We start from the raw sequence: 13,856 nt of genomic DNA, 5'->3' as shown, positions 1-13,856 counted from the left end.
CGTGGATCGGACGTGCCTCACGAACCCCGTCATTTGGATCCGAAGACCTTGTTCATGGCTGCAGCCGCGTCCGCAGTAGCCGTATTGACGTCAGCTTTACCCGTGACGATCTTCTGGTACATCCCGGTGAAGATGCCCTGGGCGTCGATGGTGGACCAGGTTTCCGTCACGGGGACGAAATTGGTGCCGGCGGCGAGGGTCTTGATGAAGGGGTCAAGCTGTGGATTGGACGCCGCAACAGACTTCTGGACGTCGCTGAATGTCGGCAGGTTGCCCATGGCGTCGAACATCTTCTGCTGGAACTTCTTGCCAGCCAACAGCTCAACGAACTCAGCTGCAAGGGTGTGGTGCTTGCTGCTGTTGAAGACGCCCAGGTTGTTTCCGCCGGCAAATGCAGGAGCGATCGAACCTGCCGTATTGCCCGGAACCGGAACCACCGCGAACTTGTCCTTGACGGCGCTGGCCGCCACGGCCTTGTAGTTGAAGTCGCCACCGATGGTCATGGCCGACTTGCCGGCGATGAACTGCTGGACGCTCGCGTTTCCGCCGAATTCGGCGCACGTCTGGGGCGGGCAGATGTCGTTCTTGAGCAGCCGGGCATAAGCGGAGATGCCGTCCCGGGATTCGGCCGAATCCAGACCAGAGACGAAAGTGTCACCCTTCTTCGTGGCAATGTTGCCACCGTTGGCCCAGAGGTAGGGCATAGCGGAGAACTGCGCAGCTCCACCAACCGAAATCCCGAGCATGTCCGGGTTGGCTGCGCGGACGGCGCGGGCCACGGTTTCGACGTCGGCAAGAGTCTTGGGCGCCCCCAGCCCGAGCTTCTGCAGCAGATCGGCGCGGTAGTAGAGGGCTCGGACGCCGACGTACCACGGCACACCGTAGTTCTTGCCACCGACGTCCGTGGTGGCCAGGATCTTGCTGTCCAGGTCCTTGGACTCATCCCAGGCCTTGATGTCTGCAGTCATGTCGGACAATCCGCCGGATGCAACGTAGCTGGCGAGGTCCGTGTTGCCGAACTCGGCGACGTCGGGAGCGCTCGAGGGATCGTTGAACGCGGCCTTGAACCGTTCCGCCCGGCTGTCGACGGGAATGTACTGGACGTCGACCTTGACGCCACTGTGACTGGCTTCGAAATCGGACACGGCGGCCTTGACAACCGCGGATTTGGGGTCCTGGTTGACTTCCGAGAACAGCCACACGCGGATGGTGCCGGACTTCTCATCGGAAGATGACGCGGCGTTGTTCGAAGTAGGCGGGGCGCAGGCCGTCAGTGCGAGGGCGGCGAGGGCAAAGGCAGCCGCAGAGCGTGCGATTTTCAATGGATCCTCCATAGAGAAAAGGGTTGAGTGCCCGGCGGTCCCCCGCTTCGGGTATGGAAGGAAACTTTACAAACATACTTTTGTGGGCGGAAGCACAAGCGGCAAAAGGTTTGCATTGCAAAACGAGAATTTGTAAATAGGCGATCTTTCGCACGATGGCTGATACCCCCTGGGGGTACTTGATTTTATACCCCTAGGGGGTATAGCTTTGGGGCATGAGCACGATCGATGTGGACCCCGCAGACTTGAACCCGGTTGATTTGAACATTGGCCAGCCGGGCATCGACGTTGAGGATGGAGCGCATTCCCAACACGGCTACTCTTCCAACAAGGACGCTTACTTGCGGCGCCTTAAGCGGATCGAGGGCCAGGTACGCGGCATTGCGCGCATGGTGGAAGAGGACAAATATTGCATCGACATCCTCACCCAAGTCTCGGCTGTCACTAAAGCCCTGCATGCCGTGAGCCTCGGGCTCGTGGAGGAACACATCGGGCACTGCGTCGTCGGAGCTGCCTCCGAGTCCGATCCCGTCGTGCGCGCAGAGCAAATCGACATCAAGGTCAAGGAGGCAGCCGATGCCATCGGGCGCCTGTTGCGGTAACCCCGCAAGCACTCACCACACCATTCAACTCACTACCAAGGAGCACGCCATGGGCCACACCGCCACCATCCAGACGAACGTCAGCGTTTCCGGAATGACCTGCGGGCACTGCGTTTCCGCAGTGAGCGAAGAAATTGAGTCCTTGACGGGAGTGGAGAATGTCGAGATCGATCTGAATGCCGGCGGAATCTCCACCGTCACCATCACCTCAACCCAGGAATTGTCGCCGTCCGAAATCGGCGAAGCCGTCGCCGAAGCCGGCTACCTGGTAGTCGCCAGCGAGGCGTAGGGGCCAATGTGAGCAATCACGACATCCTCCACCAAACGGGCACGCGCATCATCGAACTCGACATCGAGGGAATGACGTGCGCATCGTGCGTGGCCCGCGTAGAGCGGAAACTGGGCAAGCTCGACGGCGTGGAGGCTTCCGTCAACCTCCCCCTCGAATCAGCCCAGGTAAAAGTCCCGGACAACGTCACCGACCAACAGATCGTGGACACCGTAAACGCAACGGGCTACAAAGCCTGGATCCGCGAATCCCGGCCCAGCCCGTCCATCGCCCACGCCCACGATCGCGAAACCGACATGCTCGAGACCGGCACAGGGCATCTTGGCGAGCACTCCGAACCCGAACATGACCACAGCGATAGCGACCACAACGAGTGGCTCCATGACCACAGTGGCGACGCGGGGGGCATGCGGCAGCGTGCGTCTAAGGTGGGCCCACGCCGGCAGGGTTCCCTGGCCGAGCTTGCGAGGTTAGGGGGCCGGTGGGGAGGAACGACCGAGCACGCCGAGCATGCGGCCCGTGGCGCCGCGGCAGGCGACCACGGTGACCACGGCGCCGGTGGCGGCGCGCAAGTCGACCACGGTGCCAGCGACCGCGCAGGCGACCACGGCGCCCACGAAGACCACATGCACCACGGCCCCGCGTCCCGGCAGCTAAAGCCGAGACTAATCGCCGCTGCCATACTGACGGTCCCGGTCTTCGCGATCTCGATGATTCCAGCCCTGCAGTTCCCGCAATGGGGTTGGGTCGCCGCTGCACTGGCTCTTCCCGTGGTGACGTGGGCTGCCTGGCCCTTCCATCGTGCGGCCGCCATCAACGCGCGCCATTTCGCCTCGACCATGGACACGCTCGTCTCGATTGGTGTCCTGGCCGCGTACCTCTACTCTGCGTGGCAGCTCGTTGCCAACCCCATGATGACTGAACACCCCGGCATGGAGTCCATGGGCGGCGTGAGCGGCGGGCTGTACTTCGAAGTTGCGGCTGTGGTCACCACGTTCCTGCTGCTGGGCCGCTATCTTGAGGCCAACGCCAAAGCGAAGGCCGGCGATGCCCTCAAGGCCCTGCTGAACCTTGGAGCCAAGGACGCAACGGTGCTGCGCGACGGCGTCGAGCACAAGATCCCGGCCGAGCAACTCGTGGCGGGGGACATCTTCGTGATCCGCCCGGGCGAGAAGATCGCTACTGACGGCGTAGTGACGGGCGGTGAATCCGCCGTCGACGCTTCGCTGATCACCGGCGAATCCATGCCGGTGGAGGTCGGACCGGGAAGCCAGGTCACGGGCGCCACGATCAATACTTCGGGCCGTTTGTTGGTCCGCGCGACCCGCGTCGGTTCCGACACGACGCTGGCGCAAATGGGGCGGCTGGTAAGCCAAGCGCAGACGGGCAAAGCCCCGATTGCACGGCTCGCCGATCGCATCAGCGCCGTGTTCGTTCCGGTCGTGCTGGTCATCGCCGTCGTTACCTTCGTATTCTGGCTCGCCCTGACCGGGGACCTCAACGCCTCGTTCACTGCTGCTGTGGCGGTCCTCGTGATTGCCTGCCCGTGTGCGCTCGGGCTCGCGACACCCGTTGGCCTCTTGACCGGGACCGGTCGGGGGGCGCAGCTCGGCATCCTCATCAAGGGTCCACAGGTGCTTGAAGATACGCGCACGGTGGACGCCATCCTGTTGGACAAGACCGGAACCGTCACGAGCGGCAAGCTCGCCGTCGGACATACCCTGGCCTTGAACGGCCACTCCCCCGCCGACGTCCTGTCTCTCGCCGGCGCAGTCGAGGCAGCGTCGGAGCACCCCATCGCCCACGCCGTTGCCGCCGCAGCCAAGTCCGCAATGCCCGACGCCGGACTGCTCCCCGCCGTGAAGGACTTCAGTTCCGCCCCGGGCGGCGGAGTCCGGGGAATGGTTGCGCTGAATGGAGCAGGGAATGGCGCTCGTCGGACGGTCGTGGCCGGCAGGACCGGCTGGCTGGAAGACAACGGAATCTTCCCCGACGATGCACAGCGCCGGGCCCTGGCCACTGAGGAAGCTGGTGGGGCGACCGCCATCTGGGTTGCTGTGGACGGGGAGCCCGCCGGGATCGTGTCGCTAAGGGACACTGTCAAACCCGGTTCGGCGGCAGCCATCGCAAAGCTCAAGGAACTCGGGATTCGCCCTCTGCTGCTGACCGGAGACAACGCCGCCGTCGCCGCCCAAGTGGCCGCCGCCGTCGGGATCTCCCCGGAAGACGTATTCGCGGGAGTCCTGCCGGAAGGCAAGGTGGACGCGGTGCGGAAACTCCAGGCCCAGGGTTCCACTGTGGCCATGGCAGGGGACGGAGTCAACGACGCCGCTGCGCTGGCGCAAGCCGACCTTGGCATAGCCATGGGATCGGGTACCGACGTTGCCATCGAGGCCTCGGATCTGACCGTGATGGGCAGTGACCTCGGCCAGCTGGTGCAAGCCATCGAGCTGTCCCGGAAGACCCTCACCACCATCAAGACAAACCTGTTCTGGGCCTTCTTCTACAACGCCATCGGTATCCCGGTGGCAGCCCTTGGTTTGCTCAACCCGATGATCGCCGGTGCGGCCATGGCTGCGAGCTCGGTCCTGGTAGTCGCGAATTCACTACGGTTGCGCTCCTTCGCAAAGTAGCCCCCACCGTCACCGTGGGCCCCACCCAACTGACTCGCAGTTGTTGTCGTTATCCGGCGTGAGAACGGCAACAACTGCCAGTTAGTTTGGGGGAAGCTAGCAGTTTGGGGGAAGCTAGGCCGTTCCGAAACGAACGGCTGCCCGGGCCCTGGCTTTTGCCGCCTCCTCGTCGCGGTTGCGCGCTGGCGCATGGGTCACGAGGGAATCGAGCAGGTGCTGGGTGATGTGCGCGATCTCATGGACAGCCTCGGCGAACGCTTCCTCGTTGACCTTCGAGGGCTTCGTCGTGCCACTGATCTTGCGCACGTATTGCAGGGCTGCGGCTTCCACCTCCGCAGAGGTGGCTCGTGGCTCAAAATTGTGGAGAGTGTGAATGTTCCGGCACATATCAACATGCTAGGCCCCGCTCTCCCGTGCCGGGACCCCTTGAAGCGATATCTGAGCCCTGACAAAGGTCCTGAAGTCGTAGCTGCGGGACCACCGGAGATTGTTTCAGAGCACCCTCTCCGAGGGAACCGGCTCGACGTCGTTCGCGTGGTCAAGCTCAAGGGCCGTGTGGTCTTCGCCGAATCCGGCGGCATCGCGCTTGTCAGCCCGTAGCTCGTCGATTCGCACCAGAACCACCCCGCACACGATGAGTGCCCCGCCCACGAGCTGGATGGCTCCGGGCAATTCGGCCAGGAGAAGCCAGGCCCACACGACGGCAAACAACACCTCCGTGAGCGAGACAAAGGAAGCCACCTTGGAACCAAGGCTTCGGGCAGCCATGATCCCCGTAACGTAAGACAGCACGGTGGACAGGATGACGAGGCCGGCGATCGAGACCCACCACGGCGTTGTCCACGGCCCGAGTTGCGTATCCGCGGTGGCGAAAGTCATGGTCAGCAGACCGGTCCCGCCGGCAATCCAGATAAGGATTGAACCTGCCATGAGACCGCCTGCGGCCAGCACGATGGGCGGCAATGTGTCGTTCTGCTTGGCGGTGATGAAGAAGTAGATGACCAGGCAGACGGCTGCGGCCATGCCCCACAGGACGCCAATGAAGTCCACCTTCACAGAGCCGGTGAGATCAAGCACCAGGACGAGCCCGCCGAGGGAAAGCAGCGTTCCAATAGCGGTGAGGGCCCGGGGGCGGCGTCGGCTCGCGACCCAGAGCCACAAGACGATCATGGTTGGCGCGAGGTATTCGAGCAGGAGGGCGACACCCACGGACAGCTTGGATACCGCGTTGAAGTAGAAAAGCTGACACCCGGCGACGCCAATCACGCCGAACAACAGGATGGTGAGCCAATTGTCCTTGAGCTGGTGCCAACGGCCCCGGAGAGCGACGACGGCCGGGATCACCAAGATGAGTGAGGCACCGCTCAAGCGGATGGCAACTGCCGCGCCGGGGGTCCACCCGGTTTCCAGGAGCGACTTGGCGAACGAGCCGGACAAGCCGAAAACAGCTGAGGAAAAGAGCGCGAGCCCCAGGCCCGACGCCATGAAGCCCGCAGCACCAGCCCGGTTTGTTGCAGCTGACACAGCAGCCTCCTGTCAGGAGTAAAATGGGTTACGCTGCTGACAATACCCCCGAGAGATGTAAGGAGTCAAAGTGCTTTTTGCACCTGACACTGAAGTGGCGCTTCGAACCGTGGTCAATTTGATCAATACGGCCGCCAACGGGACCGAATCCCTCACGGGTGCAGCCGAGCTCCACGCCTTCCTCGACGCGGAAGAATTCACGGGGACCAGGGAGGGAACCGCGGCGGAATTGGCCAGCGTGAAGCGCCTGCGGAGCCAGTTGGCTTCCCTGTGGACAGCGGACGAGGACGCGGCCGCAAAGACCGTCAACCAACTCCTCACCGACGCGCGTGCACTTCCCCAGCTGGTCAAGCACGACCATTGGGATTGGCACTTGCACGCCACCACTCCTGAAGCGCCCCTCGCGGAACGCATGGGGACGGAGGCTGCCATGGCACTCGTCGACGTCATCCGCAGCAAGGAAATGGACCGCCTGCGGGTGTGCGCGGCAGACGATTGCGACGCGGTTGTGCTGGACTTGAGCCGCAACCGTTCCAAGCTCTATTGCGATACCGGCAACTGCGCCAACCGAACCCACGTGGCCGCCTACCGGGCCCGAAAGGCCTCAGGTACGGAGTGAGCCGGCGCGAGCGTCACGCGGAACAACTTTTCGGGGCGCACGACGGCGGCCTGCCGCGAGTTTCCGGGGTCGCCAGCCGGCAAAAGTTGCGTGGCGTGACGGGATACGAGGCTAGGACGGCCTAGTCGGCGTCGGGGGTTTCCGTCTCGCTGCCCGCATGGGGGGCCGCAGAACCGTGACCTTGGCCCGGCTTCCTGGAACTCAGGTTGACGCCCGAGCCCTTGCCGAGGTGCTCGGCGTTTTCCTTGTGGCTCATGGAAAGCATTGCGGCGAGGACAAGGCTCACAATGAAGGCGATGCCGGCGCCCGTAAAGGCGAGGTCAAAGCGCGGAGTCCGGGCGCTCCCGCCGGAGGCGAAAATCAGCACGGCGAAAAAGATCACGACGCCCCAAAACGCGGAGAACATCAGCGGTCCCTTAACCGAGGTCCGCATCTTGCGCGGCTCTCCTGGTTTTTGGTCAGCCAAGGTCATTCCTCCAATGTGGGTGTTGGCGCCGTTCGCGCCTTGAAAGTTCTACGAAGGGTAGAACGTACGACTACTAGTTTACGGCCTCAGCGGAGGGGCTTCGCCCATCGTGCCGGAGGCTCAGCCCGGACAGCACCCACAAGACTCCCGAGATGATGGCGCCACCGCCGGCAACACCGAGAAGCGCGTGCGCTCCAAGGCTGATGAAGAACGGCAACGCAACGGCGGTGCCGATGCCCACCACACCGGAAATGATCCAGTCGCGGGCAAGCACATGCTGTCCGCGCTGCCGGAATCCCTGGACCAGCTCAAACACCCCGAGCACCAGCAACCCTACGAGCGCGGAAACGCCAACCCCCGTGTCGGACTGCGTAATCAAGGCACCCACCCCTGCCAGGCCAACGACCACAGCCGCGGCCGCCGGAACACTCGCAGCCAGGAACGCGCCGCCCGCGGTTGCGAGCAGGTAGAGCCCTGTAGCCCAGGCCAGAACGTGAACGGATGGCGAGCCCCAGAAGACGGTCACGGCTCCAAACACCAGCGCAGCACCGGCGCGGAGAAGTACGGGCTTCCAGAGTCCGGTTGCTGAAGGCGTGGATGAAGTCGCTGAAGAGGTGGGGAGAGTCACCAGTCCAGTTTAGTGCGAACCGAGGACCATCCATTTGTCAGAGCGGGCACGCAGCCCCAGCGTGACCCCGCGGGCCATCATGTAGCCCAGCGCGAACGTGACCCAGAGCCAGACGAGCCCCGCCGCGCCGTCGGGCTTTGTCACGTGGACTGCCACCAAGAGCGGCAGATAGACCGCGAGGTTCACGGCGCCGGCAATCGCCAGGTAGCGGGCATCGCCCGCACCGATCAGGACGCCGTCCAGGACGAAGACGTAGCCGCCGAGAGGCTGCCCGACGGCGAGCACCCACAGTGCCGCGGTGAGCGCGGACTGGACGCTGGCGTCGGAGGTGAAGAGGAAGCCCACCCACGGAGCGGCGACCGCGAGGAGTACACCGGTCACGACGCCGAAGCCCACACCCCAGCGGATCATCGTGCGGGTGAGATCGCGCGCCCGAGCCGGATGGGAGGCGCCGAGTTCCTTGCCGATGAGGGCCTGCGCAGCAATCGCCAAGGCGTCCAGGGCGAAGGCGAGGAAGGAGAAAATGGTCATCGCGAGCTGGTGCGCAGCGAGGTTCACGGACCCTTGGGACGTGACCACCAGGACGGTGGCCAGGATAGCCAGGCGCAGGCTGAGGGTGCGGAGCATGAGCCATGAACCCACGGAGGTCATCGTGCGGATTCCGCGCCAGTCCGGTCGCAATGAAACCCCGTGGCGCCGGGCATTCCGTCCCACCATCACCAAATAGACGGCAGCCATGGCCCATTGCGCAATGCTGGTACCGATAGCTGACCCCGCCACGGATAAATGCAGCCCGTAGACGAGGGTCCAGTTCAGGGCAATGTTGATGGCGAAGCCCGCTGTTGCGACCACCAAGGGGGTGCGGGTGTCCTGTAGTCCGCGCAAGACGCCGGTGCCAGCGAAGATCAGGAGCATGGCTACGAGTCCTGGCATCGACCAGCGCAAGTACTCGACGGCATATGCCTGCACCTCGCCACCGGCTCCAAGCAGCCCGACGAGCGGCTCGGCCGCGAGGAAACCGGCCACGGCCAGGACGGTGCCTAGCAACAAGGCCAGCCAGACGCCGTCGCGACCTGCGGCCAGCGCTTTGGCGAGCTTTCCGTCCCCGATCGCCCGGGCCACGGCAGGAGTTGTCGAATATGCCAGAAAGACCATGAGTCCGACGGCGGTGTACAGCAGGGTGGAGGCCAGCCCGACTCCGGCAAGTTGAGGGACGCCAAGGTGGCCCACAATGGCCGAGTCGGCCAAGAGGAAGAGGGGTTCGGCGATGAGCGCCCCAAAGGCGGGGACAGCCAGGCGCAGGATCTCGCGGGAAGTGGAGGGCGTGGTGGGACGGGTCACTGTTTGGGGCACTTTCCCAGCCTAGCGGGGCACCGGCGAGTAGATTGTTGAGGTGTCGCTCCAGCATCCCATCACCGTTTCCGTCGCCCGCACCATTACTCCCGGTTACACGCGCCAAGCCAACGCATGGGCCCACGCAGGCCAGGAACTTGCCCGGGAATGGCCCGGCTACCTGGGTTCAGGATGGGTGCGCACGGCGGCCGATTCCGATGAATGGCACATGCTCTACCGCTTCGCCGATGCTGAAACCCTGCAGGCTTGGGAGGAATCCGAAGAGCGCCGATGGTGGATCGAAAGCGCCACTGAGCTCATGGAGGTCACGCGGGTGGAGCGCCGTTCCGGAATCGAAGGATGGTTCTCGCAACCCGGCGACGTGAACCTCGCCGTCCCGGAGACGGTGGTGCCGCCGCGATGGAAGCAGGCCGTCAGCATCTTCCTGCCGTTCTTTCCCTTGAGCCTGCTGGCCAATTTCCTGCTGCACCCCTTGGTCCTGGGCTGGCCGCTGGTTCTCCAGGTTCTGTTGAACATCTGCATCCTGACGCCGCTCATGGTCTACATTTTCCTGCCGGTCACCACCCGCCTCCTGAAGCCCTGGTTGGAAGCGAAGCGCAAGGGCCGGTAGGACCTGCCGGGACTGCGGAGGCGGTCTCACTGCGTCACGCTTGTTTGACACTTCAAGCAAAGTCGGAAAGGCTTGAGTTGAAGCTTCAACAAATTGATTCCGGTCTTGGGAGCTTCGCGACAGCCAACCGCTACCCGAAAACGGTGCAAAAACATGAACCAGTCCACCCTGACCAACACAGCCCTTACCGTCCTGCGCGTCATCGTCGGCTTCATCTTCGCCGCGCATGGCTGGCAGAAATTCAATGAGTTCACCATCGCCGGCACACAGGCCGCCTTCGGCAAGATGGGCGTTCCTGCTGCCGACGTCGTGGCCCCGATCGTGGCAAGCATCGAACTTGTCGGAGGCATTGCCCTCATCGCGGGCGTGCTGACGCGCATCTTCGCCGCTCTCCTTGCACTGGATATGCTCGGTGCCCTGTTCCTGGTCCACGCCCCGGCCGGCCTGTTTGCCGACAAGGGCGGATACGAACTCGTCCTGGCCCTCGCGGCCGCAGTGGCGGCCGTGGCCCTGACCGGCGCCGGACGAATCTCCGTCGACGCCGCCGTCTTCGGCCGGAGGGGTTCCAAGCTGCGCATTCTCGCCTAGGATCGCGTGCGCTGCTTCGCTGGCGACACCCAATTGCGCCGGCGATGCCACAAAGGGCTGGCGACTCCCGAATTCGGGCGTCGCCAGCCCTTTTGCATGTCACGGACCCATTTGCGCGTCGCGGAGCCGCGCGGGCGTCGCCAGCCCTTTTGCGTGTCACGGACCCATTTGCGCGTCGCGGAGCCGCGTGGGCGTCGCCGGCCCGTCATACAGCGCGCCGGCATCCACGCCGTCGATACACTCACGTCATGAGCGAGCTCCCCTCCCACTCCGTCACGTTGCGGTTCCTTGCTTCCCCCACCGACGTCGGACACAGCGGGTCCGTCGACGCCGGCACAGTCCTTGAGTGGGTGGACAAGGCCGCGTACGCGGCAGCTGTTGGCTGGGCGAAGTCCTATTGCGTCACGGCTTACGTGGGCAACATCCATTTCGCCGACCCCGTGAACAGCGGGGACATGGTCGAGGTGGAAGCGACCATCGTCTACACGGGCCGCTCTTCCATGCACATCCGGACCATCGTGTCCTCCGGCGACCCCAAGGGCGGCCCGGCCACGATGCGCAGCCAGTGCCTGGTGATCTTCGTTGCGGTCGGTCCCGACGGCCGCCCGGTTCCAGTCCCCCAGTTCGAGCCAGCGACGCCGGAGGAAATCGAGCAGCGCAACAGCGCCCTCGCGCGAATCGCCGTGCGGGAAAAGATCGTCGAAGCCATGAACGCGCAGGAATATACCGACGCCGGCACGGCCGAGCGCGTTGTTCTCCGCTTCATGGCAGCCCCCACCGATGTGAACTGGGGCGGGAAAGTCCATGGCGGCATCGTCATGAAGTGGATCGATGAGGCCGCCTACGTCTGCGCTTCCCGCTATTGCGGCAAGGACACCGTGGCCGTGTTCTCCGGCGGCGTGCGCTTCTACCGACCACTGTTGATCGGCGACGTGGTGGAAGTCGAAGCCCGCCTCGTCTACACAGGCCATAAAGGCATGCATATTGCGGTCCATGTGCGCTCCGGAAACCCCAAGACCCGCGAGATGAACCTGACCACCTATTGCCTCACGGTCATGGTGGCCAGGGACAAGACCGGCACGTCCGTTCCGATCCCACCCTGGGTTCCGGAAACCGACGAGGATCGTCGCCTTCACGCCCACGCCCGCGAACTGCTGGAGATCCGCGGAAGGGCTCCCGGAAACCGGATGCCCGACCATTTGCTCAACGGCAGGTAGGCGACGCCCAAACACCGATCCATGGCGAAGTGCCCTAAGGTGCAGTGGCCACCCCCAGCGGTGGCCATTGCACCTTACGGACTGCCGGTTACTAGCGGCTGATAGCCGCAGGTACTGATTCCAAGGGCACGTGCCGCACGGCTCCCTTGTCCGCCGAAAGCGCGAACGCCGCGTATGCGCGCAGCGCTGGCGAGACAGCGCGTTCGCGGTTGCGCGGCCGGTAGCCTGTGGTCGCCTCAAGCAGTGCGCGACGGCGGTCAAGCTCGTCGTCGGGCACCTCAACAGTGATCGAGCGGGCGGGAATGTCGATGGAAATCGTGTCGCCGTCCTCGATGAGGGCGATCGCTCCTCCTGCGGCGGCTTCGGGAGAGATGTGGCCGATCGATAGCCCGGAGGTCCCCCCGGAGAATCGTCCGTCGGTGATGAGGGCGCACTTCGCCCCGAGCCCGAGACCCTTCAGGAATGACGTCGGGTAGAGCATTTCCTGCATGCCAGGGCCGCCGCGCGGGCCCTCGTATCGAATGACGACGACGTCGCCCTCGACGATTCGTTTGCTCAAGATTGCCTCCACGGCGTCATCCTGCGATTCGAAAACCACGGCGGGGCCGGAGAAGCGGAAGATCGACTCATCCACGCCGGCGGTCTTCACGACGCATCCATCGAGCGAGATGTTGCCTCGGAGCACGGCCAGGCCGCCTTCCACGGTGTGGGCGTTGGCGATCGAGCGGACGCAGCCGTTCTCGGCGTCGGTGTCCAAGCTCTCCCAGCGCTCCGACTGGGAGAAGGCCGTAGCGGAGCGGACACAGCCGGGGGCCGCGTGGAAGAGTTCGGCGGCCTCGTCGCTCGCCTGGCCGCCGCGGATGTCCCAGGCGTCCAGCCAGGAGCGCAGGTCTGGGCTGTGCACGGAGCGTACGTTGTGATTGAGCATCCCGCCGCGGTCCAGTTCGCCCATGATGGCTGGGATCCCGCCGGCACGGTGGACGTCTTCGATCAGGTAGGTGCCGTTGGGCGCCACCTTGGACAAGCACGGGGTGCGGCGCGAGATGGCGTCGATGTCCTCGAGGGTGAAGTCCAGTTCGGCTTCCTGGGCGGCGGCGAGCAAATGCAGGATGGTGTTGGATGAGCCGCCCATTGCGATGTCCATTGTCATCGCGTTCTCGAACGCCTCGCGGCCCGCGATGGACCGGGGCAGAACGGAATCGTCGCCGTCGAAGTAGTGCGCGTTGGTGATGTCGACGATGGCTTTGCCCGCGTCCTCGTAGAGGTCGCGGCGGGCGGTGTGGGTGGCGAGCGTCGTGCCGTTACCCGGCAGCGAGAGCCCGAGCGCCTCGGTGAGGCAGTTCATCGAGTTGGCAGTGAACATCCCCGAGCAGGAACCACAGGTGGGACACGCGTTTTCTTCCAAGGTGAGCAGATCGGCGTCAGAGACGCTTTCGTCCACGGAGTCGGCGATCGCGGAGATCAGGTTCAGGCGCTTGCGCACGGTGCCATCGACCAGGACGGCGGTGCCACCCTCCATCGGCCCCCCGCTGACAAAGACCGTGGGAATGTTCAAGCGAAGCGCGGCCATCAGCATGCCGGGAGTGATCTTGTCGCAATTCGAGATGCAGATGAGCGCGTCGGCACAGTGGGCGTTGACCATGTACTCGACCGAATCGGCGATCAGTTCGCGGGACGGCAGAGAGTAGAGCATGCCGCCGTGTCCCATGGCGATGCCGTCATCCACGGCGATGGTGTTGAACTCGCGCGGGATGCCACCTGCCTCGATGATGGCGTCGGAGACGATGCGTCCGACTGGCTGAAGGTGCGTGTGTCCGGGGACGAATTCGGTGAAGCTGTTCGCGACGGCGATGATCGGCTTTCCGAAGTCGGACCCTTTCACACCGGCGGCACGGAGCAAGGCTCGTGCGCCGACCATGTTGCGGCCGTGGGTGACTGTTCGTGAACGGAGTTGAGGCATCTCACCAGTCAATCAGCCGAATAGCGGGGGTTGAAGACGCTCTTG

General features: G+C 64.1%; 14 protein-coding genes. 7 read left to right on the top strand and 7 right to left on the bottom strand.

Going from position 1 to position 13,856, the window contains the following annotated elements; translation table 11 throughout:
- Positions 1–29 precede the first annotated feature (29 nt).
- Complete coding sequence (locus QRN52_RS01665) at positions 30–1,322, bottom strand: extracellular solute-binding protein (protein ID WP_284751062.1); 1,293 nt, start codon at positions 1,320–1,322, stop codon at positions 30–32.
- Positions 1,323–1,537: 215 nt separating this feature from the next.
- Here QRN52_RS01665 and QRN52_RS01660 point away from each other — a divergent pair, with 215 nt between their 5' ends.
- The 3 genes from QRN52_RS01660 (at position 1,538) to QRN52_RS01650 (ending at position 4,846) form a co-directional block, all read left to right on the top strand.
- The gene (locus QRN52_RS01660) at positions 1,538–1,924 is read left to right on the top strand and encodes a metal-sensitive transcriptional regulator (RefSeq protein ID WP_284751061.1); all 387 of its coding nucleotides are present in this window, start codon (positions 1,538–1,540) and stop codon (positions 1,922–1,924) included.
- Between the two features lie 49 nt (positions 1,925–1,973).
- Positions 1,974–2,213 (top strand): heavy-metal-associated domain-containing protein, encoded by a 240-nt coding sequence (locus QRN52_RS01655; RefSeq protein ID WP_284751060.1) that lies wholly within the window; start codon positions 1,974–1,976, stop codon positions 2,211–2,213.
- Positions 2,214–2,284: 71 nt separating this feature from the next.
- On the top strand, positions 2,285–4,846 hold the full coding sequence (locus QRN52_RS01650) for a heavy metal translocating P-type ATPase (protein WP_502869678.1): 2,562 nt from the start codon (positions 2,285–2,287) through the stop codon (positions 4,844–4,846).
- Between the two features lie 114 nt (positions 4,847–4,960).
- Here the strand turns inward: QRN52_RS01650 and QRN52_RS01645 are convergent, their stop codons facing one another.
- Both QRN52_RS01645 and QRN52_RS01640 read right to left on the bottom strand, forming a co-directional pair.
- Positions 4,961–5,233 (bottom strand): DUF2277 domain-containing protein, encoded by a 273-nt coding sequence (locus QRN52_RS01645; protein WP_234752874.1) that lies wholly within the window; start codon positions 5,231–5,233, stop codon positions 4,961–4,963.
- 105 nt (positions 5,234–5,338) lie between these two features.
- A complete protein-coding gene (locus QRN52_RS01640; RefSeq protein ID WP_284751058.1) occupies positions 5,339–6,370 on the bottom strand; it encodes an EamA family transporter in 1,032 nt (343 codons plus the stop codon).
- 70 nt (positions 6,371–6,440) lie between these two features.
- Here QRN52_RS01640 and QRN52_RS01635 point away from each other — a divergent pair, with 70 nt between their 5' ends.
- A complete protein-coding gene (locus tag QRN52_RS01635; RefSeq protein ID WP_284751057.1) occupies positions 6,441–6,989 on the top strand; it encodes a CGNR zinc finger domain-containing protein in 549 nt (182 codons plus the stop codon).
- 121 nt (positions 6,990–7,110) lie between these two features.
- On the opposite strand, the gene QRN52_RS01630 is transcribed toward QRN52_RS01635, so the two are convergent.
- The 3 genes from QRN52_RS01630 to QRN52_RS01620 all read right to left on the bottom strand — a co-directional run bounded on the left by QRN52_RS01630 (position 7,111) and on the right by QRN52_RS01620 (position 9,436).
- Positions 7,111–7,461, bottom strand: coding sequence for a hypothetical protein (locus QRN52_RS01630; RefSeq protein WP_284751056.1), 351 nt, complete (start codon positions 7,459–7,461; stop codon positions 7,111–7,113).
- A gap of 67 nt (positions 7,462–7,528) precedes the next feature.
- A complete protein-coding gene (locus QRN52_RS01625) occupies positions 7,529–8,083 on the bottom strand; it encodes a hypothetical protein (protein WP_284751055.1) in 555 nt (184 codons plus the stop codon).
- Positions 8,084–8,092: 9 nt separating this feature from the next.
- Positions 8,093–9,436, bottom strand: coding sequence for an MATE family efflux transporter (locus QRN52_RS01620; RefSeq protein ID WP_284751054.1), 1,344 nt, complete (start codon positions 9,434–9,436; stop codon positions 8,093–8,095).
- Positions 9,437–9,476: 40 nt separating this feature from the next.
- Here QRN52_RS01620 and QRN52_RS01615 point away from each other — a divergent pair, with 40 nt between their 5' ends.
- From QRN52_RS01615 to QRN52_RS01605, 3 genes are all read left to right on the top strand, one after another.
- Entirely contained in the window at positions 9,477–10,046 is a 570-nt protein-coding gene (locus tag QRN52_RS01615; RefSeq protein WP_284751053.1) for an antibiotic biosynthesis monooxygenase, read from the top strand.
- 153 nt (positions 10,047–10,199) lie between these two features.
- The gene (locus QRN52_RS01610; protein ID WP_284751052.1) at positions 10,200–10,634 is read left to right on the top strand and encodes a DoxX family protein; all 435 of its coding nucleotides are present in this window, start codon (positions 10,200–10,202) and stop codon (positions 10,632–10,634) included.
- Positions 10,635–10,882: 248 nt separating this feature from the next.
- Positions 10,883–11,851 carry an acyl-CoA thioesterase gene (locus QRN52_RS01605; RefSeq protein WP_284751051.1) on the top strand — a complete coding sequence of 323 codons (969 nt, stop codon included), beginning with the start codon at positions 10,883–10,885 and terminating at the stop codon, positions 11,849–11,851.
- A 91-nt stretch (positions 11,852–11,942) separates the two neighbouring features.
- On the opposite strand, the gene ilvD is transcribed toward QRN52_RS01605, so the two are convergent.
- A complete protein-coding gene (ilvD, locus tag QRN52_RS01600; protein WP_284751050.1) occupies positions 11,943–13,811 on the bottom strand; it encodes a dihydroxy-acid dehydratase in 1,869 nt (622 codons plus the stop codon).
- Between the last annotated feature and the right edge of the window lie 45 nt (positions 13,812–13,856).

Source organism: Arthrobacter sp. efr-133-R2A-120, assembly GCF_030209835.1.
In the GTDB taxonomy this organism is placed as follows: domain Bacteria; phylum Actinomycetota; class Actinomycetes; order Actinomycetales; family Micrococcaceae; genus Arthrobacter.
Note: the sequence above shows the minus strand (reverse complement) of the source record. Positions and strands in the feature narration are given on the sequence as shown.